The following is a 25,091-nucleotide window of genomic DNA, read 5'->3' as shown; positions in this document are numbered from 1 at the left end:
GCTGGCGGTTGCGGCGCTAGACGAGCGACGGGGAGGACGCGTGCGGCACAAGCTGCCGAGGCGCGCCCTCCCCGTTCGCTTGCACGGCCCAGATGCCCTCGCCCGGCAGGCCGTAGGCGATGGTGTCGTTGTCCAGCCACACCACCTGGTCGTCGATCCCACGCGTCTCGGCCAGGGGTGTCTCCACCATCGTGGTCAGGTCCAGCACGTGCTGACGCCACGGCCGCGCGCCGTCGCCCGGCACGCGCTTCTTGAACGCCACGCGCTTGCCGTCCGGGGACAGCGACGGGCATTCGACGTTCTCCCGCAACGGTTTCGCGAAGATGTCGACCGAGTCGCCGTTGATCAGATAGGTCTTGCCGCCGGTGGACATCGTTGCGTAGTAGGAGCGGTTGTTCTCGGTGAACGTCACGCCCCAGAAGTTCATGTCCTCCGCCCCCTTCATGCCGGCGATCCGCGTGCCCTCCATGTTGCTCTGGTACTGCAGCGTCTCCCGGTCGTAGATGCCCGTGCGGGTGGAGAACGCTCCTGTCTGGGCATACGAGTCACCCGTGACGAAGGTCGTCCAGGACGCCATCCGCCCGTCCGGCGACAGCTTCGCGCGGTTCGGCACGCCCGCGACGTCGACGCGGCTGGTCTCCGACAGCGCCTGGTCGACGAAGATCGAGGTGGATCCCGGGAACGGGCCTGCTCGGTCCGCGAGACACAGTCCCACCTTCGCCGCGGTGAAGAACCGCTTGCAGGACAACGCACTCACCCGGCGCGGGCCGCCGGGATCGGACAGCGGCACCGACGCCACCTTGCCGCTCGCGTCGTCCACGAACAGCAGACGGCCGGGGGTCAGCTCGACCGGGCCCGGCTCGACCGCGACCGGAACGGGGACCTCGTCCGGCGCGCGCAGGGCGTAGGCCGTGGCGCCGAGGCCAAGCACGATCACGGCAACGACGACGACCAGGATCCTCACCAAGCAAACCACGTCCAAAGAGCACCGAACAGCACCGAGGAAGACGCCCGAGCCAGCACCTGGCCGGTCTGGAGCAGGGCCAGACCGGACGTGCGCAGTTCGTCGGGGATGAGCGGACCCGCGACGGCCATCAACACGCCGTCCGTGCAGGCGTAGAACAACCCGTGCAGCACCAGAACGCCCACCAGCAGGGCGATTCCGGACGCACCGAAGAACAACAGGTACGCGCCGAGCAGCGCGAGGTGGCCGACGAGGAACATCCGCCACCGGCCGGCCCGGTCGGCCAGCGCGCCCATCGGCACGGCGGCGAGCAGGTACACGCCCGCCGTGCCGAGGGGCAGCAACGCGATGTAGGCGACGTCGACGTCGAGCTTCTTCTGCAGCAACAGGTAGATGAACCCGTCGCCCAGCGTCAGGAACCCGAGTCCGCACGCGACCAGGCAGACCCGCCGGAACGGCCTGGACCGCAGCAACCCGAAGGCACTTCGCAGCGACACCGCGACGCGTGGCAGCACGTCGCGGTGGTCGCGGACGAAGAGCACCAGGACCAGAACTCCCAGTGCCGCGAAGCAGAAGCTCACGACGAACACCACGTCGTAGCGAGCCGGAAGCGTCCACAGGAGACAGAACGCCACGAGCGGGCCCAGGAACGCGCCGACGGTGTCCATGGCACGGTGAACACCGAAGGCGCGTCCAAGCGCCGAAGGCTCACTGCTCAACGTGATCAGTGCGTCCCTCGGTGCGGTGCGCAGGCCCTTGCCCGTCCTGTCCCCCGCCAGAACGAACCCCATCGCGGTGGCGGAGGTCCCGGCGGCGAGCAAGCCCAGCTTGCCCACCGCCGAGATTCCGTAACCCAGGCCGGCCACGAGCTTGCGCCGTTGCCAGCGGTCAGCCGCATGACCGCCGACGACTCGAACCAGTGCCGTCACACCGGTGTAGATGCCGTCGAGCACACCGAACTGCAGCGGGGAGAACCCCAGCCCCAGCACCAGGTACAGCGGCAGGATCGCGGTCACCATCTCGGAGGAGACGTCCGTGAGCAGTGAGACCGCGCCCAGGGCGAGCACGTTCGCCGCGATCCTGCCGGTGCCACCCGCGGCGGGAGCTTGTCGAGCGGTTGCGATGTACACGACGGCCTCCGATCAACAGCCAGAACCGATCAGCGACAGGTGTAGGGACCGGCCTTGTCGCGCACCGTGCCGGCCGTGTCGATGACCTCCCACGAGTAGGAGCGGCCGGAGATGGTGAGCTTCATGACGCCGTGGCTGTCGGAGAAGTACTTCTCCACGCCCACCCGAGGGGTGCGCTCCTTGTAGAGCCAGTCACCACCGATGCCGACGACCGCCGACCGCACGCCGTTGGTCTGGTCGATCGCACCACTCTTGTTCAACGGCGCGAGCCGCTCGTAGTGGTGGTTGTGGCCACCGAGCATCAGGTCGGCCTTGACGTCCGCGAACGCGTTCCAGTACGGCGCGATCTTCGCGTTGTCGCCGTACTTGCCGGAGGTGAACCGAGGGTGGTGCATGTAGCCGACGACACAGGGTTTGGTGTTGTTGGCCAGGTCGGTCTTGAGCCAGCTGAGTTGCGCCGAGTCGGAACCGTTGTTGTCCATCGGGTCGGAGTCGACCGAGACGAAGTGGAACTCGCCTGCTTCCCAGCTGTAGTACGGCTTGCCCTGCGGGTAGGCGATGGCGCCGAAGTACGCCTTGTAACCGTTGAGGTTGTCGTACCACTCGTGGTTGCCGGGCGACGGGTGGGTGATGCTCTTGTACTTGCCCCACGACTTGTCGTAGTGGTTGCGGAACTCCGTCAGCGTTCCGCTGTCGTACTGGTTGTCACCGACCGTCAGGATGTGGTTCGGCTTGATCTGGTCGATGAGCCTCACGGTCTCGTAGTGCGCGCTGTTGTTCAGCGCCGCGATGTCACCCGCCACGACGATCGTGATGTTGTCGCCGGGTCCGGCCGGCAGGGTCGTCGCCGTCACCGCGTTGCTGACGGGCCCGAGGTTTCCGGCCGCGTCGCGAGCGCGGACGGTGTAGGTGAACGCCGTACCGGAAGCCAGGCCGCTGTCGGTGAACGTCGTGCCCGTGGGCGTGCCGACGACACTGCCGTTGCGCAGGACGTCGTAGCCGACCACGCCGCGGTCGTCGGTCGCGGCCGTCCACTGCAGACTCACCGAGCTCGACGTGGTGCCCGTGCTCGCGAGGTTCGTCGGCGCGGTCGGCGGTGAGGTGTCGCCGCCCTCGATCGAGCCGTAGACCTCCATCTCCCAGAGCGAGTAGCCGTAGGGCGTGCCGCGCTTGGTGCCGTAGATCCGCACGTAGCGGCCCGAGGTCGTCAAGTAGACGTCGTCGATGCCGCCGTTCTGGCTGTAGAGCGTCTTCTTGGTGCTCCACGACGATCCGTCGGCCGACGTCTGGATCTTGTACTCCGAGGCGTACGCGACCTCCCAGTTGAGCTTGACCCTGGAGATGGCGGCGTTGCCGCCGAGGTCGACGGCGATCCACTGCGGGTCGACGCCTTCGAGGCTCGCCCAGCGAGTGGTCGGATCTCCGTCCACGGCGTTGGCACCGCCGAAGGTCGCAGCCTCCACGGACGAGACGGTGGTGGGTTTGTTGGCGGACAGCAGGGTATCGGCCGCGTTCGCCGTGCCCGAGCCTGCGATCTGGGGTATGACCAGTGCAAACAGGGCTAACGCGACACCGGCTCTGGTGCGCTTTCTGATCACTTCGTCCTCCTGGGCAAGGGCAGCGGCTCGAAGGATTGGTAAAGAAGCTTTCCTATTGGACCTCGGAGGTTAATGACGCCCGAATGCGCAGGTCAACGACAGATTTGCCGGTTGCATCAGTGACAGATCGAATTCAGACGCGCGAATTGATCTGTCATGCCCTGTCATGGCATGACTGCTCGATGCCCCAGAAAACGGCGTTCACTGCCAGCCCGAAGCATGTGCCCTGGATCACTCCAAGCAGCAGCCTCCGCACCCAGTCATAGAGGCTCACCTGGCTGACCGGATCAGACAGCGACCAGACAGCGCCGACCACGGCCGCGAGCACGACGAGGAGCCGGAATCCGTACCGGGAAATTCCGGGACGTGACGGCCAGTCATTGCCCCTGGGGGCAGCCAAACCGATCCAGACGAGCAGCGCGACGCCGCCGACGGATGACATGTAACCGATCACGTTGTAGAGCCGGTGCGGGCTGACGACCGCGATTTTCAACCACTCCCATTGCTGGACGAACCATCCGTCGGTCTGCGTGAAGGCGTCCCAGAGCAGGTGCGTGAGCACACCGGCCACAATGGACAACGCGCGCAGGAGCGGTTGGCGGAAGTCCGCCGGACGCGACACCCGCGTCCGCACGAACTCGGGTGCCAGCGCCATCAGCGAGGGCAACAACAAACGCCCGACCAGCAACAACACCACTGCGGCGAGAGATCCACCGAGCACGTCGTGGGTCGGCAGGACCGGGAGGTAGTAGCCGAGGTCCGGTGCCATCGCGCCCGCCACCAGTCCGGGGAACCAGAGGAACCGGCGAAGCGGGAGCACCGCTGCCGGATGCGCGAGGGTGAACGGCACGACCAAGCGTAGATCGACCTGGTTCCTGTGGGTGGCCTGAAGAAACACCCTGGTCGGGATTGTTCATGTAGGTCACGTACGTTCACCGATCATGAGCGCCACAGCCGCCAGTCTCGTCGTGCTGTTCCTGGTCGCCGTCGTGCCCTTGGCACCGACGGAGGCCGTGCTCATCGGTGCCGGCGTCCTGGCCGCGTCCGGTGAGGTTCCGCTGTACCTGGTGGTGCTCGTCGCCGCTGCCGGCTGCCTGGCCAGCGACATGATCAACTTTACGATGGGCCGGCGGATGGGCATGAAGGCCCTCGACCGCGTCAACAAGAACGTGAAGGCGCGGGCCATGGTCGTGTGGACCGCTGACCAGCTGGCGTCCAAGGGCGAGACGATCCTCATCGCGGCACGGTTCCTGCCCGCGGGCGGCATCGTCGGGGCGTTGCTGGCCGGGGCGCTGAAGTGGCCGGTGAAGAGGTTCGTGCCGGTCGCGGCCGTCGGGTCGGCGCTGTGGAGCGTCTACCCCGCCACCGTCGGGTACATCGGCGGTCAGATCGTCGACGAGGTCTGGCTCGCGATGTTGCTGTCGATCGCCGTGGCCACGCTCATCTCCATCCCGGTCGGCATGGCGATCCGGGCGCGCAACGCCAGCCGCACCCTCTCGTACGCCGAGGCGTCGTCGTAGAGCACGGCGAAGCGGTCTGCGGCCGTCAGCAACGCGTCCACTTCGAACGCCAGCTGCGCGTCACCGCAAAGCCGTTCCAGCAGTGAGATCCAGCGCAGGTTGAAGAGCATCAGCGCGTCGCGCACGCGGCCGGGGCGGGCGGCGAACTCGGAGCGCGTCACGACGAAGAAGCAGCCGCCGGGGAACACGCGGCGCTTCGAGTAGTCGAGCCAGCGTCCGCACAGGTCGAGCACCGGCCCGCCGGCGACCACCACCTCGCGCGAGAAGATCTCCGCGGCGGTGTGGACGGTGGAGAGCTGCAGCTCCTCCTTGGCACCGAAGTGCGAGAACACCCCGCTCTTGCTCATGCCGAGCTCGACCGCGAGCCGCCCGATCGTGACTCCTTCGAGCCCGTCGACCGACGCGATCTCCGCAGCTCTCAGCAGAATCGCCCCACGACTGTCCATCCACCCAGGACAGCGGACGACCCTGGAGAAACGAACGGGGCCACCTCGAAAGGTGGCCCCGGATCGTCTTACGGGTTGAGCGCCTCTGTGACGGACGCCGGTCCCACGAGGGGAATGTCCGGCGAGATGCCGTCGCCCTCCTCCACCAGGATCGGCTTCACCTCGTGCGGCTGGATCTCGCCGGAGCGGATCTGCTCCGCCCAGTGGCACGCCACCTTGTGACCCGGCTTGAGCTCCCGCAGCACGGGACGCTGGGTGTCGCACTTGGTCTGCTGCCGCCACGGACACCGGGTGTGGAACCGGCAGCCCGACGGCGGGTTCGCGGGCGACGGGAGGTCGCCCGCCAGCAGGATGCGCTCACGCCGGTCCTCGACCACGGGGTCCGGCACCGGGATCGCGGACAGCAGCGCCCGCGTGTACGGGTGCAGCGGCTCGGCGTAGAGGTCCTCGGAGGTGGCCTCCTCGACCAGGCCGCCGAGGTACATCACGCCGACTCGGTCGGAGATGTGCTTCACGACCGCGAGGTCGTGCGCGATCACCAGGTAGGTCAGGCCGAACTGCTCCTGGAGTTCCTCCAGCAGGTTCACGACCTGGGCCTGCACCGACACGTCCAGCGCGGACACCGGCTCGTCGGCGACGATCAGGTCCGGGTTGAGCGCCAGTGCGCGGGCGATGCCGATGCGCTGACGCTGACCGCCCGAGAACTCGTGCGGGTACTTGCGCAGCGCCGTCGTCGGCAGGCCCACGGCGGAGAGCAGCTCGCGCAACCGCTTGCCGGTCTCCTCCTTGCTCTTGTCCAGGTCGTGCGCCCGCAGGCCCTCGATGAGGATCGACTCCACGGACTGGCGCGGGTCGAGCGAGGACAGCGGGTCCTGGAACACCATCTGGATCCGGCGCCGCATCCTGCGCAGCTCCTCGCCCTTGATGGCGGAGAAGTCCTGCCCGTCGAAGATCATCTTTCCGGCCGTCGGCTCGTTGAGCCGCAGCATCGCACGCCCGAGGGTGGACTTGCCGCAGCCCGACTCGCCGACCAGGCCGTAGGTCTCGCCGCGCTTGATCTCCAGGTCGACGCCGTCCACCGCGTAGACGTAGCCGACCGTGCGGTCCATGAACACGCCCCGCTTGATCGGGAAGTGCACCTTCATGTCCTGGACCGAGACCAGGGTCTCGCTCATACCGGCACCTCCTCGGCGGCGGGAGTTCCCGGCACCACCGGGTTGTGGCAGCGGAGCAGGCGACCCAGCTGGTCTTCTTCGGCGGGTGTGACCTGAACGCACACGTCGAGCGCGTTCGGGCAACGGGGTGCGAACGCACAGCCCTGCGCCCACGGGATGTTGTCGGAGACCGAGCCCTTGATCGGCGTCAGCTTCTCGCCGCGCGCCGCGTCCAGGCGCGGGATCGAGGCCAGCAGGCCGTGCGTGTACGGGTGGCGCGGCTCCGAGAAGAGCGGGTGCCGCATGGCCTTCTCGACCACCTTGCCGGCGTACAGCACGTTCACCTCGTCGCACAGGCCCGCGACGACACCCAGGTCGTGGGTGATCATCACGAGCGCGGTGCCGAGGTCCTGCACCAGTTCCTTCATCACCGTGAGGATCTGGGCCTGGATGGTCACGTCCAGCGCCGTCGTCGGCTCGTCCGCGATCAGCAGCTTAGGCCGGCACGCCAGCGCGATCGCGATGAGCGCGCGCTGCCGCATACCGCCGGAGAGCTGGTGCGGGTACTCCTTGAGCCGCCGGTTCGGGTCCGGGATGCCGACCTTGTCGAGCAGGTTCTTCGCCTCGACCATGGCTTCCTTGCGGGGCATGCCGCGGTGCCGTTCGAGCACCTCGGTGACCTGCAGGCCGATCGGGACGACGGGGTTGAGCGAGGACAGCGGGTCCTGGAAGACCATGCCGAGATCGCGGCCACGACGGTCGCGCATCTCCCGGTCCGACAGCTTCAGCAGGTCCGTGCCGTCGTAGGAGACAGTGCCGGTGACCTTGGCGCCGCGCTTGGGCAGCAGACCCATGATCGCCAACGATGTCACGGACTTGCCGCAGCCCGACTCGCCCACCAGACCCACGGTCTGACCGGGCTCGACGTCGAAGCTGACGCCGTCGACGGCGCGGAACGGCTCCTCGCCCTTGCGCTGGAAGACCACGGTGAGGTCACGAACTTCGAGCAGTGCCACGACGACTCACCGCCTGTTCTTCGGGTCGAGGGCTTCGCGCAGCGTCTCGCCCATGAGGGTGAAGCCGAGCGCGACGATGATGATGCAGATCGCGGGGTACGCGGCGAGGTGCGGATGCGTGTCGAAGACGTTCTGCACGTCACCGAGCATCTGCCCCCACTCCGGGATCCTGTCGTCCGGGTTGCCGAGGCCGAGGAACGACAGCGCAGCCGCCTCGATGATCGCGGTGGCCAGCACCAGCGTGGACTGCACGATCACCGGGCTGAGCGAGTTCGGCAGCATGTGCCGGAACACGATCGCGCCCTTCTTCACACCGAGCGCGGTCGCCGCCAGCACGTGGTCGCTGTGCCGTTGCGCGAGCATCGAGCCTCTGAGCAACCGCGCGAACACCGGGATCTGCACGATCGCGACCGCGAGGATCACGGTGAACTGGCTGGGCTTCGCGAACATCGCCGCGATCGAGAACGCGAGCAGCAGGCTCGGCAGCGACAGCATGACGTCGACCAGACGCATGACGGTCGAGTCGACCCAGCCGCCGAGCGCGCCCGCGAGCGTGCCGAGGATCAACCCGCCGGTCAGCCCGATCAGCGTCGCACCGACACCGACGATCAGCGTCTGCTGCGAACCGACCAGCAGACGCGACAGGAAGTCGCGGCCCTGCAGGTCACCGCCGAGGGGGTGGCCCGGCTGCGGCGGCGGGATCTCGTTGCGCGCCTTGACGACCTGGTCGATCAGCATCGGGTCGGACGGGTTGTGCGGAGCGAGCCACGGCGAGAGCAGCGAGACCACGATGAAGATGCCGATGATCACCGCGCCGATGAGGAACACCGGGCTGCGCTTCAACCGCTTCCAGGCGCTCGCGGCGAGCGAGACGCCCGCGCTCTCGGCGAGGTCGTCGATCTTTTCCTTCTTGGAGACTCCGAGTGTCACTGCGCTCACCTCGTCCTGATGCGCGGGTCGATGAGCGCGTACGAGAGGTCGACCAACAGGTTGACCACGACGTAGACGATCGTGGCCATGATGATCAGCAACAACAGCACCGGGTAGTCACGCCGTTCGAACCCGATGGCGAGCGCCTGACCGACACCGGGGATCGAGAACACCTTCTCGGTGAGCACGGCGCCGGAGAGCAGTGCGCCGGTCTGCAGACCGATCGTCGTGACCACCGGCAGCATCGCGTTGCGCAGCACGTGCCGGCGGCGGATCAGCTGTGCGGTGAGACCCTTGGCCTCGGCGGTGCGCACGAAGTCCTCGTCGAGCACGTCGAGCACGGCCGCCCTGGTGATCCGGAAGATCACGGCGAACGGAATCGTGGCGAGCGCGATCGACGGCAGGATCAGGTGTTCCAGCGCGTCCAGCGTCGCGTCCCACTCGCCGGTGAGAATGCCGTCCAGGGTGAAGAACCCGGTGACGCGGGTGGCGTTGATGTCACCCTGCCTGCCCTGCGACGGCAGGCCCAGGCCCACTGATGCCGCGTCCTTGAGCACGTAGGCGAGGAAGAACACCGGCACGGCGACGCCGATCAGCGAACCGATGACGCTGAAGTTGTCGAACCAGCCGCCGCGGCGCTTCGCGGCGAGATAGCCGAGCGGAACACCGATCGCGATCGCGATCACGATCGCGAAGAAGCTGAGCTCGATCGTCGCGGGGAACCGCTGGAGGAAGATTTCGAGGGCGGAGTCACCGGGCTGGACACCGGTGGAGACGCCGAAGTCGCCGGTCGCCGCACGACCGAGGAACTTGAAGTACTGCACAATGATCGGCTGATCGAGGCCGAGCTGCTTGGTGAGGGCCGCGCGCGACTCCGGCGTAGCGCGTTCTCCCAGGAGGGCCGAAACCGGCCCTCCTGGGAGAAGTCGCATCCACGCGAAGAGCAGCAGCGAGAGCACCAGCACCACGCCGACCAGCTGAATCAGCCGTCGAATCGTGTAGCGGAGCACTGAGCTACCCCGTTGTTCTCTTGTGGTGGGAGCTGGTCAGCTCAGCCCTTGGAGGCCGGGCCGAACTTCTCGTCGGTCAACGGGCTCGGCACGACACCCTTGATGTCCGACTTCAACACCAGAGCGGGCGGGGAGTGCGAGATCGGGATCGCGGGAAGGTACTCCTCCATGATCTTCTTGTTGATCTCTTCGTACAGCGCGGTGCGCTTGGCCTCGTCCGGCTCGGAGTCAGCCTTGGCCAGGTCGGCCGCCAGCGTGGCACCCCACGGCGACGTACCCGTGTTGAAGCGGTTGTCGGGGCGGCCGAAGAACGTGCCGACCCAGTTGTGCGCGGTGCCGTTGTCACCGGTCCAGCCGAGCAGGAACAGGTCCGGGATGCCCTGGTCGACGTCGGTCAGGTAGCCACCGTTCCACGGCTTGGTGACGACGTCGATCTTGATGCCGGCCTTCTGCAGGTCGCCGGACATCGCGCCGAACAGGTCCTTCGGGGACGGCATGTACGGACGCGTGACCTCGGACGGCCAGTAGAACTTCAGCGTCAGGTCGGTGGCACCGGCCTCGGCCAGCAGCGACTTGGCCTTCTCGAGGTCGTACTTCACCTCGGGGATCGACTTGTTGTAGCCGTTCACGGTGTCCGGCATGAACTGCGTCGCGACCTTGGCACCCTCGGGCAGCTGCGACTTGACCAGCTGCTCGCGGTTGATCGCGTACATCAGGGCCTGGCGGACCTTGAGGTCGGCGAGCTTCGGGTTGTTCTTCTGGTTGATGCCCAGGTAGAAGACGTTGAACGCCGGACGGATCGCGACGTTGAAGCCGTCGGACTTCAGACCGGCCCAGTCGGCCGCGTTCGGCAGGTCGTAACCGTCGATGTCGCCGGCCTTGAGCGCCTGCTTGCGGGCGGTCTCATCCGGGATGATCTTGAAGACGATCTTGTCCAGCTTGGCCTTCGTGCCGTGGTAGGCGTCGTTGCGCACGAGCTCCACGGTGTTGTTGGCCTTGTCGTACTTGCCGAACTTGAACGGGCCCGTGCCGGTCGGGTGCTCGTTCGCGTAGGCCGGGTAGGTGAACGCGTCACCGGCGGCCTGGACGTTGTCCGCGTCGTACTTCTTCAGCGCGTCGGGGCTGGAGATCGAGAACGACGTGAAGCCGAGGACCGACGGGAACTGCGAGGTGACCTTGGTCAGCTCGATGACCGCCGTCTTCGGGTCCTTGGCCGTGCAGGACTTGTACAGCGAGGGCTTGTCCGGCGTGTCCTTGAACCCGCCGAAGTTGTCCAGCCAGTACTGCGAGACGGCGTCGGACTGGCCGGCGCCCTTCTGGTTGTACCAGCGCTCGAAGTTGAAGCACACGGCTTCGGCGTTGAAGTCCGTACCGTCGTGGAACTTCACGCCCTCCTTGAGGGTGAAGGTCCACGTCTTGCCGTCTTCGCTGGGCTTGTACTCGGTCGCCAGCGCGGGCTCGACCTCGGCGGTACCCGGCTTGAAGCCGACCAGACCCTCGTACATCTGGCGGGCGACCCGGAAGGTCTCGCCGTCGGTCGCGTAGAACGGGTCGAAGAGCTTCGGTGCGCCGGCGGCACCGAAGGTCAGCGTGCCGCCTTCCTTGCCGCCACCACCTGAGTCGCGCTGGGATTGCGCGCAACCTGACAGGGCCAGCGCGCTGACGCTGAGGAAGCCGATCGCGGCAACCCAACGGCGGCGAGCCGTTACTGAGTGGACCATCAAACACCCCTTGGACAATCCGCACATCTCACGGTGTGGTCGCCGACCATAACCGTTGTACATACCCCTCCCGAGGTAACTCAGGTCACGATCCGGCCACTAGACCAGGCATTCTGATACGTCCGGCGCATGCCCGCTGACCCAACGTGAGCACCACAGATGCGTCGAACGCTCTCCTAGGCTGTAGAAACAACAACGACACGCGGAGGAGGACGCATGAGCAGGCAGGTCGAGTTCCGCGTCCTCGGCCCTCTCCAGGTCCTCCTCGACTCCGAACCACTGCTGGTGCGCGCAGGCCGTCAGCGGGCGCTGCTGGTGTCGTTGTTGCTGCGTGCGGGCACGTCGGTGTCGGTGGACGAGCTCGCCGCGAACGTGTGGGGCGACGAGCCGCCCGCCCGTGCCAGAGCGACCCTTCAGACGTACGTGATGCGCCTCAGACAGCTGCTCGGGCCGTCGGTGCCGATCAGGACCGTCCCGGACGGGTACCTGATCGACGTCGACGAGAAGACCATCGACCTGATGCGCTTCGAGCCGCTGATCGAACAGGGTGAGCAGGAACGCGCCGCCGGCAACCTGCAGGCCGCCTCGGCCGCGTTCGCCGCCGCTCTCGGCCTCTGGAGGGGTCCGGCGCTGGTCGACGTGCCGTCGGAGATCCTGCACCGCGACGAGGTGCCACGGCTCAACGAACGCCGCCTGCACGTGCTGGAGCGCCGGGTCGAGGTCGATCTCGAACTGGGCAGGCACGGCGAGCTGGTGGCCGAGCTCTCCCGGCTGACCAGCGAACACCCGTTGCGCGAGCGGTTCTGGGCGCAGCTGATGGTGGCGCTGTACCGGTCCGGCCGGCAGAGCGAGGCACTGGCCGCCTACCAGCGGGTTTCCCGGTTGCTGGGCGACGAGCTGGGCATCGACCCCGGTGACGAGCTGCGGCGCGTGCACAGCCAGGTGCTGTCGGGGTCGATCGACGCGGTGGCGGCGGTGTCCTCCGGCGCGCCCGTGGTCGCCGCGAAGCCGGAGCGGGTCGTGCCGTCGCAGCTGCCGGCGGACATCCCGGACTTCGTCGGCCGCGACGAGGCCGTGTCGCTGATCATCGCGCTGCTGAGGACCGCGCAGGGCGTGCCGGTGGTCACGCTGGCCGGGCCGCCGGGAGTGGGCAAGACGGCGCTGGCCGTGCACGCAGCGCACCGGATGCGGGCGGACTTCCCGGACGGCCAGCTGTACGTCAACCTGCGCGGATACGCCCCCGGTCCGCCGTTGAGCGCGGTGGACGTGCTGCCGCGGTTCCTGCGCGCGCTGGGCACCGAACCGGACCAGGTGCCGCTGGACCAGGACGAGCAGGAGGCGATGTTCCGGTCGACCCTGACCGGGCAACGAGTGCTGTTGCTGCTGGACAACGCGTCTTCCGCCGAGCAGATCCGGCCGTTGCTGCCAGGCTCGCCGGGGTGTGCGGTGCTGGTGACCTCTCGCGACACGCTGCGCGGTCTGGCCGTCTCGCACGCCGCGTCGAACGTGCGGCTGGACGTGCTCGACTGGAACGAGACCAAGGCTCTGCTCGCGGGCATCCTGGGTGCGGACGAGGTCGCCTCCCAGGAGGCGGCGGCGCTGGAGCTGGCGGCGTTGTGCGCGCATCTGCCATTGGCTTTGCGTATCGCTGCGGCGAACCTCGTGTCGCGTCCCGAGCTGTCCATCGCCGACTACGTGGAGGAGCTGCGGGCGGGCAACCGGCTGGCCGCGCTGGCTGTCGAAGGCGACGAACGCGTCGCGGTGCACGCGGCGTTCGACCTGTCCTACACGGCGCTGAAGCCCGAGCTGGCGCAGATGTTCCGGTTGCTGTCGCTGGTTCCCGGCACGGACTTCACCCCGGAGATGGCGGCTGCCCTCTCCGGACTGACCACTCAGGACGCTCGCCGGCGACTGGACCGGCTGGCGACCGCGAACCTGATCGCGAACCACGCGCCGTCCCGCTACCAGTTCCACGACCTGCTGCGCGACTACGCGGCCGAGCGCCTCGCGTTCGAGGAGGGCAGGGCGGACTCGCGGCTCGCGTTGCGGCGGCTGGTCGACTGGGCGGTCCGCTCGGTCGACAACGCCACCTCGGCGATGAAGTCCACGCTGTTCCGCTTCCCGCGCCCGGCCCCGCTGGACGGCGTGCTGCCGCGGACGTTCAGCACCAGCACCGAGGCGCTGACGTGGCTGGACGTCGAGCGCGCCAACCTGGTCGCGCTGGTGGCGAACGCGGTGGAACGCGACCCCGAGAACTCGCCGTGGCAGCTGGCGGACGCGCTGCGCGGCTACTTCTACACGCAGGGCCTGACCGCCGAGTGGCGCGAGACGGCGAAGGCGGGACTGCTGGGCGCCCGTGCGCCGAGGGACGAGCTCGGCCAGCTCGCGATGCTGTCGTCACTCGGCACGCTGTACTGGGTGACCGGGCAGCACCGCAACGCGCTGGGCTACTACCAGCAGGCCATCGCGCTGCAGGAGCACATCGACCTGCCGGAGGCCGAGGCCGCCGTGCTGTCCAACGCCGGCAGCGTCTACATCGACCTCGGCGAACTGGAGCACGCGGCCGACCACCTCGAACGCGCCCTGGTGATCACCCGCCGGATCGGTGCGCTCCAGGTGCAGGCCAACGCGCTGTTCAACCTCGGCGGCGTCTACATGCAGCTCGGCCAGCTGGACCGCGCCGCGGTGACGTTCGAGGAGGCGCTGGAGGTCGGTACGCGCCTCGACTCGTGGATCACGCAGGCGAACTCCATGCGCGCGTTGGGTGAGGTACACGCGTGGCGCGGCGTGCCGGACCTCGGCGCCTCCTATTTCGCGCGCGCGAGCGAACTGTACGAACGTGCGGCCGCCCGGAATTTCGGTCACACCATGCACGAGGGCATGGCGATCACGCTGATCATGCGCGGCCGTTACGACGAGGCGGCCGTCGAGGCAACCGCGGCCATGGAGATCGCGCAGGACCTGGAGAACGTCAAGAGCGTCTGCGACGCGATGAACCTGCTCGGCCGTGCCCTGGAGGGCGCAGGACGGCTGGAGGACGCGATCGAGCAGTTCTCGTCGGCGCTGTCGATCGCGGTGGAGACCGGCTACTCGTGGGGCATCTGCTCGGCCCGCCGCGGGCTGGCGTCGGCGTACCGCGGAGCGGGCCGGTACTCCGAGGCGCTGACGATGGCGACCTCGGCGCTGGTCGAGGCGGGCCGGTCGCAGTTCCGGCTGGCGGAGATGGAGGTGCTGCTCGTGCTCGGGCGCATCCACCTCGACACCGACGACGCCTCAGGCGCGTTGGAGTGTGCTCTGCGCGCCGCCTCGGTCGGTTCGGACTCCGGGCACCGGTGGGTGTTCGGGCGGGCGCTGCAGCTGGCGGGCGACGCGTCCGCCGCGCTGGGCGACGTGGACGGGGCTCGGGAGCACTGGGCGTCGTCGCTGGAGGTGTTCAACGCGATCGGGACGCCGGAGGCCGGCGTGGTGCGGGCTCAGCTCGAGGTGACCACGTAGTCGGCTCTGGCCTTCGTCTCGTCGACCGCGAACCAGCCTCTTTCGTACTGCTGCCAACGGATGAAGTCCGCGCGGTACTTCTCGCCGTCCCGTGCCACCGCGCGTTCCAGCCTCGTCTTCTCATCTCCGTGGTCGACGAAGATGGCGAGACTGAGACGGGTGTTCGCCTTCCTGGCCGAGGAGAACCCCTCCAAGATGATCGTCCCCTGTGGACTTACCGTGACCTCGTCGCCTTCTGCGATGCACGGAAAGCCTTGGGACCAATCGGTTTTCCGGTAGCGGCCCGGTTCGCCGGCGGCCACCGCGTCGAGGGCCTGGACGAGTCTCGGCCACCACCGGGTGGTCGGGTCGTCCCACGTCGCGAAGTGGTCGGTGCTGATGAGCTGGGCACCGAGCTGCTCGGCGAGGTTCCTCGCGAACGTCGACTTGCCCGCGCCTGACGGACCGTCCACCGCGACCAGGCGGGTGTTGCCCAGTCGCGGTGGAGCGTTGGTCACATGCTCCGGCGACCAGATAGCGCACGCCCCAGGGTGAGCTCGTCCGCGAACTCGAGGTCGCCGCCCATCGGCAGGCCGCTGGCCAGCCGCGTGACGGTCAGGCCGGGGAAGTCGCGCAGCATCCGGACCAGGTAGGTGGCCGTGGCCTCGCCCTCGGTGTTGGGGTCCGTGGCGATGATGACCTCGGAGATGTCCACGCCGTCGACGGCCGTGCCGATCCGGTTCAGCAGCTGGCGGATGCGGAGCTGGTCCGGTCCGACACCGCTGAGCGGGTCGAGCGCGCCGCCCAGGACGTGGTAGCGCCCCTTGAACTCCCTGGTGCGCTCGATCGCCTGGACGTCCTTGGGCTCCTCGACCACGCAGACCAGGCTGAGGTCGCGCTTGGGATCGCGGCAGATGCGGCACCTGGTCTCGGCGGACACGTTGCCGCAGACGTCGCAGAAGACGACGCCTTCCTTGACCTTCTGGAGTGCTTGCTGGAGCCGCTCGATGTCGGCCGGTTCCGTTGCCAGGAGGTGGAAGGCGATGCGCTGGGCGCTCTTCGGACCGACGCCCGGGAGTCTGCCCAGCTCGTCGATGAGGTCCTGTACCGGGCCCTCGTACATCTTCTAGCCGAGCAATCCGCCGAGGCCGCCCTGGGCGAGCGGGCCGAGCTTCTGCTCCACCAGCTGCTGCGCCTTCTGGTTGGCGTCCTTGATCGCGGCGACCACGAGGTCCTGGAGGGTCTCGACGTCCTCCGGGTCGACGATCTTCGGGTCGATGGCGAGGTTGACCAGCTCGCCGCCGCCGGTGACGGTGGCGGTCACCAGGCCGTTGGCCGCGTTACCGGTCACTTCGGTGTTGGCCAGCTCTTCCTGGGCGGTCGCCATCTGCTGCTGCATGTTCTGGGCCTGCTGGAGCAGGGCCTGCATGTCGAACTGACCGGGTTGCACCGCTGGTCCTCTCTCGCTGCACGGGGTTGTCTTCCAGCGTACGGCTGGTGGAGCCGCCTCTGTCGGTTGGGCTGGTCAGGCCTTTTTGAGCGGACGGGCACCCAGTTCGTCGGCGAGCAGCTTGAGCATCACCGCTTCGGGGTCCTGCTCCTTGCTCACCGAGCCCGGATCCACCGGACGGGCGGCCTCGGCCAGCATCGCCTCTTCGTCGTCCGGTTCCGGCGGGAGGGGTTCGTCCGGCTCCGGCGGTTCCGGCGGCGGCGGGACGTCGTCCGCCGGCGGGCGCGGGGCCTGGCGCTGGGGCTCCGGCTGGCGGGCGGTCTGGGCCGCCTGGCTCGGGCGGGTGGGGGCCGGGCGGGCGACCTTCGCCGGTTGAACCGCCTGGGGGCCAGCGCCAGGAGCGCCGTGGATGCACTTGACCTGCCAGGTGCCGCCGAGCACGGTGGCGAGGGCGTTGGCGATGGCCTCGGTGTTGCGGGGCTCGGCCAGGCGGCGGGCCAGCGGGGCCGAGGTGTGGGCGATGGTGACGACGTTGCCGTCCACCTCGCTGACCATGGCGTTGGTCAGCATCGCCTCGGTGCTGCGGCTGGACGAGCGGACCGCGGACAGCAGTTCGGACCAGATCCGGCGCACCGCCGTCGCGTCCATGCCGCCGGAGGCAGGAGCAACGGGCTCCGGAGCGGCGGACGGCGGTGGGACAGCGGCTGCTGGCTGAGCCGCGGCCGGGGCCTGGACTGCGGCCGGGGGCTGCGCGGGGATTGAGACCGGAGCCGCGGTGGGGGCCGGGGTCGGAGCGGGCGTCTGGGCCACGGGCGCGGCTGCCGGAGCCGGGCGGGCGGGCGCGGGCGGCTGGGGTTGCTGGGACACCTCGGTGGCAGGCGGCTGCTGGGACCTGCGGGTGAAGACCGGGGCGCCCGCAGGTGCCGCGGCGGGAGCCTCACCGGGAGCGGCGATGGCCGCCGGTGGGCGGCGTTCCAGTTGTTCCAGGCGTTGGAGCAGCGCGGCTTCCGACTGGCTCACCGACGGCAGCAGCATCCGGGAGACCAGGAGTTCCAGCAACAGACGCGGGGCGGTGGCGCCGCGCATCTCGACCAGTCCGGTGTGGACGATCTCGGCGTAGCGGGTCAGTGCTGCCGGGCCGATGCGCTCCGCCTGGGCCGACATGGTGGCCAGTTCGTCCTCCGGGGCGCTGACCAGGTTGCGGTCGGCGGCGTCGGGGACGGCGCAGAGGAGAACCAGGTCGCGCAGGCGGTCCAGGAGGTCGCTGGCGAAGCGGCGGGGGTCGTGGCCGGCTTCCACGAGGCGGTCGATGGTGCCGAAGACCGCGGCGCCGTCGCCGGCGGCCAGACCGTCCACCACGTCGTTGATCAGGGCCGAGTCGGTCACGCCCAGGAGGGTGAGGGCGCGCTCGTACTTCACGCCGTCCGGGCCCGCGCCGGAGAGGAGCTGGTCCATGACCGACTGCGTGTCGCGGGCCGAGCCACCGCCCGCCCTGATCACCAGCGGGAAGACGGCCGGGTCGACCGTCACGCCTTCCGCGGCGCAGTTGCGTTCCAGCAGGCTGCGCATCACGCCGGGCGGGATCAGGCGGAACGGGTAGTGGTGCGTGCGGGAGCGGATGGTCGGGAGGACCTTGTCCGGCTCGGTGGTGGCGAAGATGAAGATCAGGTGCTCCGGCGGCTCCTCGACGATCTTCAGCAGGGCGTTGAAGCCCTGCGTGGTGACCATGTGGGCCTCGTCGATGATGAAGACGCGGTAGCGGGACTCGGCCGGGGCGTAGAAGGCCTTGTCACGGAGTTCGCGGGTGTCTTCAACGCCACCGTGGGAGGCGGCGTCGAGCTCGACGACGTCGACGGTGCCGGAGCCGTTGGGTGCCAGGCCGATGCACGAGTTGCACTCGCCGCACGGGTCGGGAGTCGGGCCCTGCACGCAGTTGAGCGAACGGGCCAGGATGCGGGCGGACGAGGTCTTGCCGCAGCCGCGCGGGCCGCTGAACAGGTACGCGTGGTTCACCCTGCCCGCCGCCAGCGCGGTGCGCAGGGGGTCTGTCACGTGCTCCTGGCCCACGACCTCGGAGAACGTGGCAGGACGGTACTTGCGATACAGAGCGAGCGCCACGCCCGAGACAGTACCGGTGACCCCTGACAGTTCTGCGAGTCCCGCCACACGTGTGCTGGTCACGGCGCGACCGGTGTTGCTGCCCGCGCAACGAGCTCGCACCGTAGGGGGCTCGGGGGACTCGGTCCCCCAAAATGATCAGGCCTCCGGGAAGGCGCGACGGCGCCGAACTCAGGAGACAAAAGGGGACCCCGTGCACCCACCAGAGCCCGCTTATCCTTGCTGCCTTCCGGCCCTGGGGAGGTTCGCGAGATGTGTGCCGCACGAGGTCCGACGTCAGTGTAGCGAAGGGGCTAGATCGAACGTGTGTTCGAGTTGCCCACAGTGTTGTCCCCAGCTGTGGACAACTTCCGGCCGGTCGCCAGCATCAGCAGGTCGGACACCGGAAGAGCAGGCATTTCACCGCCGGGGAAACGCTTGCGCGCTCCCCAGAACGGGCTGCGCAGGACGTGCTCCAGCGCGGCCTCGGCGGGTTCGAGAGGCATCTCACGTGCGCGGCCCAGCGGGCGGGCGATGTCCTGGCCGTGGACCAGGAAGTCGACCAGCGGGTCGATCGGGGCGGCCATCGGCGCGCGCTTCGGGGAGGCTGCCGTCTCGCGGATCTGTGCGATCAACTCCGACCGGGTGAACTGTGCGGCGAACGCGCGGGTTCTGGCGTCCTCCATGCGGTTCCAGTCGAAGCGGGCCCGCACGGCGCCCTTGATCACGTCGCCCCAGCCGGTGCGGGTCGACGTGGTGAGGTGGGCGGCCATCTCCTGCACGGTCCAGCCGGTGCAGAGGGTTTCGCGCTGCCATTCGTCGTCGGTCAGGTCGTCCAGGAGGTCCGCGACGCTCAGGCGCTCGGCCTCCAGCCACTTCATGATCATGGTTGACCCTCGATGGCGGTGAGCCTGCGGCGCAGGAAGTCCCGTTCGGATTCGGTGCCCGCCAGCGCGATGGCCTCGCGGTAGGCCTGGGCGGCTTCCCCGGCACGGCCGAGGCGGTGCAACAGGCCCGCGCGGGCCACCCGGTACGGGTGGTAGTCGCGGAGCCTGGGCTCGGCGGCCAGCTCGTCCAGGAGCGCCAGGCCGGCGGACGGGCCGTCGCGCATGGCGATCGCGACGGCCCTGTTGAGCGCGATCACCGGTGACGGGGTGAGCTTGTTCAGCACGTCGTAGAGAGCGGCGATCTGCGGCCAGTCGGTGCTCGCGAAGTCCGGGGCCTCGTCGTGCAGCGCGTTGATCGCCGCCTGCACGCCGTACGGGCCGTGGCCGCCGGTCAGCGCCGCTTCGGCCAGTGCGCTGCCCTCGTCGATCATGTCGCGGTCCCAGAGCGTGCGGTCCTGGTCCTCCAGCAGCTCGGAGCGGGCGTCCCTGCGGGCGTGGACGAGCAGCATCAACGCCAGCAGGCCCGTGACCTCGCGTTCTCTCGGCAGCAGCGCGCGCAGGATCCGGGCGAGCCTGATCGCCTCGCCGGCCAGGTCGGCGCGCTGGGCCGCGTACCCCTCGGTGAAGATCGAGTAGACGGCCTGCAGCACGCCGGGCAGGCGTTCCGGGAGCTCGTGCGGGTCGGGGACGCGGAACGGGATGCGCGCTTCCCTGATCTTCTTCTTCGCGCGCACGATCCGTTGCTGCATCGTCGTCACCGGCACCAGGTACGCCCGCGCGACCTCCGGCGTGGTGAAGCCGGCCAGGCAGCGCAGGATCAGCGCACCACGATCTTCCTCGGGCAACGCGGGGTGCGCGCACGTGAAGAACAGCTCCAGCCGCTCGTCCGGCAGTGCATCCGTGGTGGCTGGATCAGCTCGATCCACCTCCACCTGCAGCAGCGCCAGCCGTGCCGCGTGGACCTGGTCGCGGCGCAGGCGGTCGACGGCCTTGCGGCGCGCGGTCGTGAGCAACCAAGCGCCGGGCCGGTCCGGCACCCCGTCCACCGGCCAGTGCCGCAGCGCCGCCTCGATCGCGTCGGAGGTGACCTCCTCGGCGAGGTCGAGATCGCCGAAACGCTTGACCAGCGTCGCGAGCAGCCTGCCGCGCTCCTCCCGGAACACCTGCTCGACGTTCATCAGAACTCGGCGATCGGCCTCACGACGACGGCGCCGCCGTCGCGCGATCCCGGACACTTCGCGGCCCACTCCAGCGCCGCATCCAGGTCGGGCACGTCGATGATCTCGTAGCCGCCCAGCACCTCACGCGTCTCGGCGAACGGGCCGTCGGTGACGGCGCGCTTGCCGTCTGGTCCAACCTGGACGGTGGTCGCTGTCACCAGATCGGCGAGCGAGTGACCGGAGACGAGCACGCCCGCGTCCCTCATCTCCTTCTCGTGGGCGATCCAGTCCTCGACAGTGCAGCTGCTCTGCTGGTCAGAGGCCGCGTAGATCAACAGCATGTACTTCACGTTTGCCCTCCTCGGTCGGTCTTACGGGATCACGACGAGCGGACCACCGCCAGATCGACACAGGCTTTGAAGATTTTTTGGTGTCCCCGGTCCCCACCCCGTTTTGGGTTGCGGAACACCCGTCCGGTAAGCTCCCCCACGGAGGATTCGCCTAGTGGCCTAGGGCGCACGACTGGAAATCGTGTTGGGTTAACACCCTCACGGGTTCAAATCCCGTATCCTCCGCGCAAAGGCGGCGAGTGCTCGCAAAGAGCACTCGCCGCCTTCTTTTGCATCTTGCGGGGACACCCCGGGCTCGAAGGGCGCCGAACTTGCAACGTTCGGCGCCCTTCTGGCGTTATGGGGTCATGCTGCCCGAAGACCTGATGCTGCTCTCCATCGACGAAGACGACGGTCGCGTGCTGATGGACACGACGTCGATCCACAACGCGCTGGCCGGCGCCGTGCTGCTGGAGCTCGTCAACGCCGGGCGGGTGGCGTTCGAGCCGGACGGCAAGAAGCTCGCGGTCGTGGACCCGGCCCCGCTGCCCAACGAGTTCCTGCAGGAGTCGCTCAGCAGGCTCAACAAGCCCATGAAGCCGCAGCGGGCGGTGGAACGGTTCCGCACCCACGTGCGGGACAACGTCATGGCGCAGCTCGAAGGCCGGGGCGTGCTGTCGGTCGAGAAGACCAAGATGCTCGGGATCTTCCCCACCAAGAGCTACGTGATCCAGGACCGGCGGGCGATCAGCGACGTGCGGGACGCGGTCGGCGACGTCGCGTTCGGACATCGGGCGCCGGACGAGCGCACCGGGGCGTTGATCTCGCTGCTGTACGCGGTGAAGGCGCTGCACAAGGTCCTCGACGGCGACAAGCGCGAGATGAACGCGCGGGCGAAGGAGAGCTCCGCCGCGAACTGGACCGGCGCGGCTGTGCAGAAGGCGATGGAGGCGGTGCAGGTCGCGGTCATGGCGGCAGTGGTGGCCTCGACCGCGGTCGCCGCGGGCGGGGGGTCGAGCTGAGATGCTGCACGAAGACCTGATGCTGCTGTGCATCAACCAGCAGAACGGCCGCATGCTGGCCAACTCCACGTCGGTCGACAACGCGCTCGCCGGTGCCGTGCTCATCGAGCTGGTCAACTCCGGGCGCGTGGCGTTCGAGCCGAACGGCAAGAAGCTCCAGGTGGTCGACCCGTCGCCGCTGAACGACAGGCTGCTGCAGGAGGCGGTGTCGCGGTTCGACAAGCCGATGAGGGCGCAACGGGCGGTGGAACGCGTCAGGAAGAAGTTGTGGGACAACGTCGTCGCACAGCTCGTGGACCGCGGTGTCGTGCGCGTGCAGCCGAGGAAGGTGCTCGGGATCTTCCCGGCGAAGAGCTACCTGATCACCGACGAGCGGGCGTACGACGAGGTGCGCAAGGCGGCCGGCGAGGTCGCGGCCGGGTACCGGGGGCCGGATGAACGCACGGGATCGTTGATCACGCTGCTCTACGCGGTGAACGCCGTGCACCACGTGTTCGAGGGTGACAAGCGCGAGCTGAAGAAGCGCGCGAAGGACATCTCCGCCGGTCACTGGGCGGGCGATGCCGTGCGCCGGGCCGTCGAGGCGGTTCAGGGCGGGGTGACCGCCGCGGCCTCTGCCGCCGCGTCAGGGGAATGACGCGGCGGCAGGGAACGCGTTACGGCTTCAGGCAGTCGAGGATGTCCTCGAGCGCGAACACGATCTTGTCGACGTTCGCGTCACCCGTGGACGGGCGGGCGCGGACGATCTGCGGGTCGTGGTCGCTCGCCTGGTCGGAGAACTCGGCGTTGATGCGCACCACGTCGTAGCCGAAGCGGGTGATGTTCCTGCTCAGCACGATGTGGTCGAGCGTCTGCGAGTTGCCCTCGAAGACGTAGCTGTACCGCTCGTTCACCGGCAGCGTCTCGATGAGCGCCTTGAGGTTGCCGTCGCCGGTCAACGCCTTCAGCGCGGGCGAGAACTGGTAGTCGTTCAGGTCGCCGGCGAGGACGACGTTGGCGCCCTTGTCGATCGCCCTGATCTGCTCGGTGAACGCCTTCAGCGCCGCGGCCTGCTTGACGCGCTGCACCTCGGAGGAGCGGTTCGGCGGCTGGATGCGGCCGTGGATGGCGTCGTCCGCGCCCTTGGAGGTGAAGTGGTTCGCGACCACGAACACCGTGCGGCCGCGGAACTTGAACTCACCGGCGAGCGGCTTGCGGCTGTCCGTCCACGCATCGTTGAGCGGGTCGATCCGGCCGGGTGACACGGAAAGCGCGGCGCGGCCGTTCTTCTTGACGACCTCGACCGGGGTCTTGAAGTCGCCACCGGGACGGTCCACGAAGGACACGCGCTGCGGGTTGAAGAAGAAGCCGACGCGGATGTTGCCGCCGGGCTGACCGCCGTCCTTGCCGTTCTCCGGGTCGATCTGCCGCCACTGGTAGCGCGGGCCACCCTTGGCGACGACCGCGTCGCTGAGCTTCTGCAACGTCTGGTCCGCGGCCACCGTGCCGTCGTTGACCGTGCCGTTGTTGTCCTGGATCTCTTCCAGCACAACGACATCCGGGCTGCGGAGGTTGGTCACCACGCCGTCCGCGAGCCGGTCGAACTTGGTCTGCGCGTCGGACGGATCGAGGTTCTCGACGTTGTAGGTCGCGACCGACAGCTCGCTCTCCTTCTGCTGCGCGGTGATCTCGCGCTGCAGGTTCGCCGACACGTGCTGGCCGAGCTTCAGCGCGGCCAGGGTGTAGCCGCCGAAGTCCGTGTACTCGATGGCACCGACGGTCGCGCCCGCGAAGACGTCGCCGACGTTCGCCTCTGGCAGCGGCGTGGCCTTGATCTTCAACCGGCCGCTGTTCGGCTGGTCGTAGCCGGTGTAGATGCTGCCGCCACGGGGAGTGGGGTTCTGGTTCGGGTTGACCGTGACCCACACCTCGCCGAAGCTGCTGCTCGGGCCGACCACGCGGACGTCGTCGACCTGGACGAGCGTGCCCTCGAGCGACTCGAGGAGGTCGAGGGCGTAGGTCTGCGGCTGCAACGGCAGCTGCTCGATGTCGCCGCCCGGCGCGGGCAGGTAGGCGTCCGGCAGGTTCTTCACGACCACCGGCGCGGGGACCGGGTTGCCCTTCGACAACGTGATCGTGGTGGCCTGGGTGATCTCGGTGAGGGTCTGCTTCGAGCCGCCACCCGGCCGGTATTCCGCGATCGTGCCGCTGACCAGCACGTTGTCACCGACTGCAACGGTCGGCACACTGCCTGCCGTGTAGACGAACACACCCTCGCTCGTGCGCGGGTCGCTGTCCTGACCGGTGACGTCCTGGATCCAGAAGCCGCGGTCACCCGTGGCGCGAGTGCCGGTGACGACGCCGGGGACGTTGGTGACCTTCTGGCCGAGCAACGGCGAGGTGCGCGTGACGCCCTGGATGTCGTGGATGCGCTTGTCGCCGGGCACCGGGTCCGGGTCGGGATCCGGGTTGCCGCCGCCCGGGGTCTCGCCCTTGGAGTTGGTCGGGCTGGGGTCGCCCACCGTGAAGTCGGCCGAGTTGTTGTCGGTGTCAGCGAGCCCGCTGGCGCGTGACGCGGACGTGGTGTTGCTCAGGGCGTTGGTCGCGGTTCCCTCGCGAACCACCGCCGTGCCGTAGCCGACGAGGTCGACGATGCGAGAGTCGGCTGCGCAGTCGGCGGCCGTCTTGCAGGTGAGCGCCGCAGTGCCGTTGACCAGCGCGATGGTGCCGTTGGTGCCGCTCATGGCGAGCGTGCCGGTGGCGTCCGGGGCCGGCAGGTCGACGGTGCCGCCGGTGCCCTTGGCCTCGGCGACGAGGAACGTCTTTCCGGGCGCGATCGACCCGCTCAGCGGGGTCACGCCCCACTGCGTGGTCGCGCCGGGGGTGGCCGAGATGTACTGGACGCTGTAGCCGTCCAGGCTGATCGCGCTCGCGCCCTTGTTGGCGAGCTCGACGAAGTCCTGCTTGAGCGTGGCGCCGGAGTTGCCGCCGCCTCCGTAGACCTCGGAGATCAGGGCGTCGGTGCTGGGTGCGGCAACTGCGGGTACGGCGGCGAACACGAGCGCCGCCACCGCTGTCCCGACGCCGGGCAGGGTGGGTCTCAAAACTTCCTCCAGGGGATGCGGCGGACCGACGCATCTTTCCTCGATCGAGTGGTCTTTGGAAGCCGTTGTTACTAACGGTTAACCGGTTGGCCCATCAATC

At 68.6% G+C, this 25,091-nt stretch carries 21 protein-coding genes, 1 tRNA gene, 1 other RNA gene and 1 pseudogene; 5 read left to right on the top strand and 19 right to left on the bottom strand.

Annotated elements, in window-relative coordinates; genetic code table 11:
* Positions 1-16 precede the first annotated feature (16 nt).
* From ABFX45_RS02435 to ABFX45_RS02420, 4 genes are all read right to left on the bottom strand, one after another.
* Positions 17-964 (bottom strand): TolB-like translocation protein, encoded by a 948-nt coding sequence (locus tag ABFX45_RS02435; protein WP_346127207.1) that lies wholly within the window; start codon positions 962-964, stop codon positions 17-19.
* Entirely contained in the window at positions 961-2,094 is a 1,134-nt protein-coding gene (locus ABFX45_RS02430; RefSeq protein ID WP_109630830.1) for an MFS transporter, read from the bottom strand. The genes ABFX45_RS02435 and ABFX45_RS02430 overlap by 4 nt, the downstream gene beginning before the upstream one ends.
* A gap of 29 nt (positions 2,095-2,123) precedes the next feature.
* Positions 2,124-3,557: a discoidin domain-containing protein gene (locus ABFX45_RS02425; RefSeq protein ID WP_233439145.1), complete on the bottom strand. Its 1,434-nt coding sequence runs from the start codon at positions 3,555-3,557 to the stop codon at positions 2,124-2,126.
* Positions 3,558-3,846: 289 nt separating this feature from the next.
* Positions 3,847-4,542 (bottom strand): DUF4184 family protein, encoded by a 696-nt coding sequence (locus ABFX45_RS02420; RefSeq protein WP_346127204.1) that lies wholly within the window; start codon positions 4,540-4,542, stop codon positions 3,847-3,849.
* A 91-nt stretch (positions 4,543-4,633) separates the two neighbouring features.
* On the opposite strand from ABFX45_RS02420, the pseudogene ABFX45_RS02415 reads away from it, so the two are divergent.
* A pseudogene (locus ABFX45_RS02415) lies at positions 4,634-5,056 on the top strand (DedA family protein); the annotation flags it as partial.
* 20 nt (positions 5,057-5,076) lie between these two features.
* On the opposite strand, the gene ABFX45_RS02410 reads toward ABFX45_RS02415, so the two are convergent.
* The 6 genes from ABFX45_RS02410 to ABFX45_RS02385 form a co-directional block, all read right to left on the bottom strand.
* Positions 5,077-5,658, bottom strand: a complete 582-nt coding sequence (locus ABFX45_RS02410) for a TetR/AcrR family transcriptional regulator (protein ID WP_109630823.1) — start codon at positions 5,656-5,658, stop codon at positions 5,077-5,079.
* A 68-nt stretch (positions 5,659-5,726) separates the two neighbouring features.
* On the bottom strand, positions 5,727-6,833 hold the full coding sequence (locus tag ABFX45_RS02405; protein ID WP_346127201.1) for an ABC transporter ATP-binding protein: 1,107 nt from the start codon (positions 6,831-6,833) through the stop codon (positions 5,727-5,729).
* Complete coding sequence (locus tag ABFX45_RS02400; protein ID WP_346127199.1) at positions 6,830-7,828, bottom strand: ABC transporter ATP-binding protein; 999 nt, start codon at positions 7,826-7,828, stop codon at positions 6,830-6,832. Before ABFX45_RS02400 ends, ABFX45_RS02405 begins: the two co-directional genes overlap by 4 nt.
* Positions 7,829-7,834: 6 nt before the next feature.
* A complete protein-coding gene (locus tag ABFX45_RS02395) occupies positions 7,835-8,758 on the bottom strand; it encodes an ABC transporter permease (protein WP_211337130.1) in 924 nt (307 codons plus the stop codon).
* Positions 8,759-8,763: 5 nt separating this feature from the next.
* On the bottom strand, positions 8,764-9,768 hold the full coding sequence (locus tag ABFX45_RS02390; protein ID WP_109630810.1) for an ABC transporter permease: 1,005 nt from the start codon (positions 9,766-9,768) through the stop codon (positions 8,764-8,766).
* Between the two features lie 41 nt (positions 9,769-9,809).
* Positions 9,810-11,489, bottom strand: a complete 1,680-nt coding sequence (locus ABFX45_RS02385; RefSeq protein ID WP_109630805.1) for an ABC transporter substrate-binding protein — start codon at positions 11,487-11,489, stop codon at positions 9,810-9,812.
* Between the two features lie 216 nt (positions 11,490-11,705).
* Here ABFX45_RS02385 and ABFX45_RS02380 point away from each other — a divergent pair, with 216 nt between their 5' ends.
* Complete coding sequence (locus tag ABFX45_RS02380) at positions 11,706-14,984, top strand: AfsR/SARP family transcriptional regulator (protein WP_109630802.1); 3,279 nt, start codon at positions 11,706-11,708, stop codon at positions 14,982-14,984.
* Here the strand turns inward: ABFX45_RS02380 and ABFX45_RS02375 are convergent.
* The 8 genes from ABFX45_RS02375 to ABFX45_RS02340 all read right to left on the bottom strand — a co-directional run bounded on the left by ABFX45_RS02375 (position 14,963) and on the right by ABFX45_RS02340 (position 20,907).
* Positions 14,963-15,481, bottom strand: a complete 519-nt coding sequence (locus ABFX45_RS02375; RefSeq protein ID WP_346127195.1) for a uridine kinase family protein — start codon at positions 15,479-15,481, stop codon at positions 14,963-14,965. The genes ABFX45_RS02380 and ABFX45_RS02375 overlap by 22 nt on opposite strands.
* Positions 15,478-16,086, bottom strand: a complete 609-nt coding sequence (recR, locus tag ABFX45_RS02370; protein WP_109630797.1) for a recombination mediator RecR — start codon at positions 16,084-16,086, stop codon at positions 15,478-15,480. The genes ABFX45_RS02375 and recR overlap by 4 nt, the downstream gene beginning before the upstream one ends.
* Before the next feature lie 3 nt (positions 16,087-16,089).
* Entirely contained in the window at positions 16,090-16,392 is a 303-nt protein-coding gene (locus ABFX45_RS02365) for a YbaB/EbfC family nucleoid-associated protein (protein WP_109633024.1), read from the bottom strand.
* 96 nt (positions 16,393-16,488) lie between these two features.
* Positions 16,489-18,531 (bottom strand): DNA polymerase III subunit gamma and tau, encoded by a 2,043-nt coding sequence (locus tag ABFX45_RS02360; RefSeq protein WP_346127192.1) that lies wholly within the window; start codon positions 18,529-18,531, stop codon positions 16,489-16,491.
* 180 nt (positions 18,532-18,711) lie between these two features.
* An RNA gene (gene ffs, locus ABFX45_RS02355) (signal recognition particle sRNA small type) lies at positions 18,712-18,806 on the bottom strand.
* Positions 18,807-18,824: 18 nt separating this feature from the next.
* Positions 18,825-19,397 (bottom strand): maleylpyruvate isomerase family mycothiol-dependent enzyme, encoded by a 573-nt coding sequence (locus ABFX45_RS02350; protein WP_346127190.1) that lies wholly within the window; start codon positions 19,395-19,397, stop codon positions 18,825-18,827.
* Positions 19,394-20,575 carry an RNA polymerase sigma factor gene (locus ABFX45_RS02345; protein ID WP_109630785.1) on the bottom strand — a complete coding sequence of 394 codons (1,182 nt, stop codon included), beginning with the start codon at positions 20,573-20,575 and terminating at the stop codon, positions 19,394-19,396. Before ABFX45_RS02345 ends, ABFX45_RS02350 begins: the two co-directional genes overlap by 4 nt.
* On the bottom strand, positions 20,575-20,907 hold the full coding sequence (locus tag ABFX45_RS02340; RefSeq protein ID WP_109630782.1) for a YciI family protein: 333 nt from the start codon (positions 20,905-20,907) through the stop codon (positions 20,575-20,577). The genes ABFX45_RS02345 and ABFX45_RS02340 overlap by 1 nt, the downstream gene beginning before the upstream one ends.
* A 140-nt stretch (positions 20,908-21,047) precedes the next feature.
* Between ABFX45_RS02340 and ABFX45_RS02335 the strand changes: the two genes are divergently transcribed.
* From ABFX45_RS02335 to ABFX45_RS02325, 3 genes are all read left to right on the top strand, one after another.
* Positions 21,048-21,132: transfer RNA gene (locus ABFX45_RS02335), tRNA-Ser, on the top strand.
* A gap of 122 nt (positions 21,133-21,254) precedes the next feature.
* Positions 21,255-21,908: a GOLPH3/VPS74 family protein gene (locus ABFX45_RS02330; RefSeq protein WP_346127187.1), complete on the top strand. Its 654-nt coding sequence runs from the start codon at positions 21,255-21,257 to the stop codon at positions 21,906-21,908.
* Between the two features lies 1 nt (position 21,909).
* Complete coding sequence (locus tag ABFX45_RS02325) at positions 21,910-22,545, top strand: GOLPH3/VPS74 family protein (RefSeq protein ID WP_346127185.1); 636 nt, start codon at positions 21,910-21,912, stop codon at positions 22,543-22,545.
* Positions 22,546-22,564: 19 nt separating this feature from the next.
* On the opposite strand, the gene ABFX45_RS02320 is transcribed toward ABFX45_RS02325, so the two are convergent.
* On the bottom strand, positions 22,565-24,991 hold the full coding sequence (locus ABFX45_RS02320) for an endonuclease/exonuclease/phosphatase family protein (RefSeq protein WP_346127183.1): 2,427 nt from the start codon (positions 24,989-24,991) through the stop codon (positions 22,565-22,567).
* Between the last annotated feature and the right edge of the window lie 100 nt (positions 24,992-25,091).

The organism is Lentzea roselyniae (genome assembly GCF_039537795.1).
In the GTDB taxonomy this organism is placed as follows: Bacteria; Actinomycetota; Actinomycetes; order Mycobacteriales; family Pseudonocardiaceae; genus Lentzea; species Lentzea atacamensis.
This window is presented reverse-complemented; position numbering and strand designations above follow the sequence as displayed.

What these genes read in the sequence shown, in the direction of transcription:
- ABFX45_RS02330 (WP_346127187.1), top strand. Translation starts at nt 21,255, where the DNA reads ATGCTGCCCGAAGACCTGATGCTGCTCTCCATCGACGAAGACGACGGT.
- ABFX45_RS02345 (WP_109630785.1), bottom strand. Translation starts at nt 20,575, where the DNA reads ATGAACGTCGAGCAGGTGTTCCGGGAGGAGCGCGGCAGGCTGCTCGCG.
- recR (WP_109630797.1), bottom strand. Translation starts at nt 16,086, where the DNA reads ATGTACGAGGGCCCGGTACAGGACCTCATCGACGAGCTGGGCAGACTC.
- ABFX45_RS02380 (WP_109630802.1), top strand. Translation starts at nt 11,706, where the DNA reads ATGAGCAGGCAGGTCGAGTTCCGCGTCCTCGGCCCTCTCCAGGTCCTC.
- ABFX45_RS02350 (WP_346127190.1), bottom strand. Translation starts at nt 19,397, where the DNA reads ATGATCATGAAGTGGCTGGAGGCCGAGCGCCTGAGCGTCGCGGACCTC.
- ABFX45_RS02325 (WP_346127185.1), top strand. Translation starts at nt 21,910, where the DNA reads ATGCTGCACGAAGACCTGATGCTGCTGTGCATCAACCAGCAGAACGGC.
- ABFX45_RS02410 (WP_109630823.1), bottom strand. Translation starts at nt 5,658, where the DNA reads ATGGACAGTCGTGGGGCGATTCTGCTGAGAGCTGCGGAGATCGCGTCG.
- ABFX45_RS02365 (WP_109633024.1), bottom strand. Translation starts at nt 16,392, where the DNA reads ATGCAGGCCCTGCTCCAGCAGGCCCAGAACATGCAGCAGCAGATGGCG.
- ABFX45_RS02385 (WP_109630805.1), bottom strand. Translation starts at nt 11,489, where the DNA reads ATGGTCCACTCAGTAACGGCTCGCCGCCGTTGGGTTGCCGCGATCGGC.
- ABFX45_RS02405 (WP_346127201.1), bottom strand. Translation starts at nt 6,833, where the DNA reads ATGAGCGAGACCCTGGTCTCGGTCCAGGACATGAAGGTGCACTTCCCG.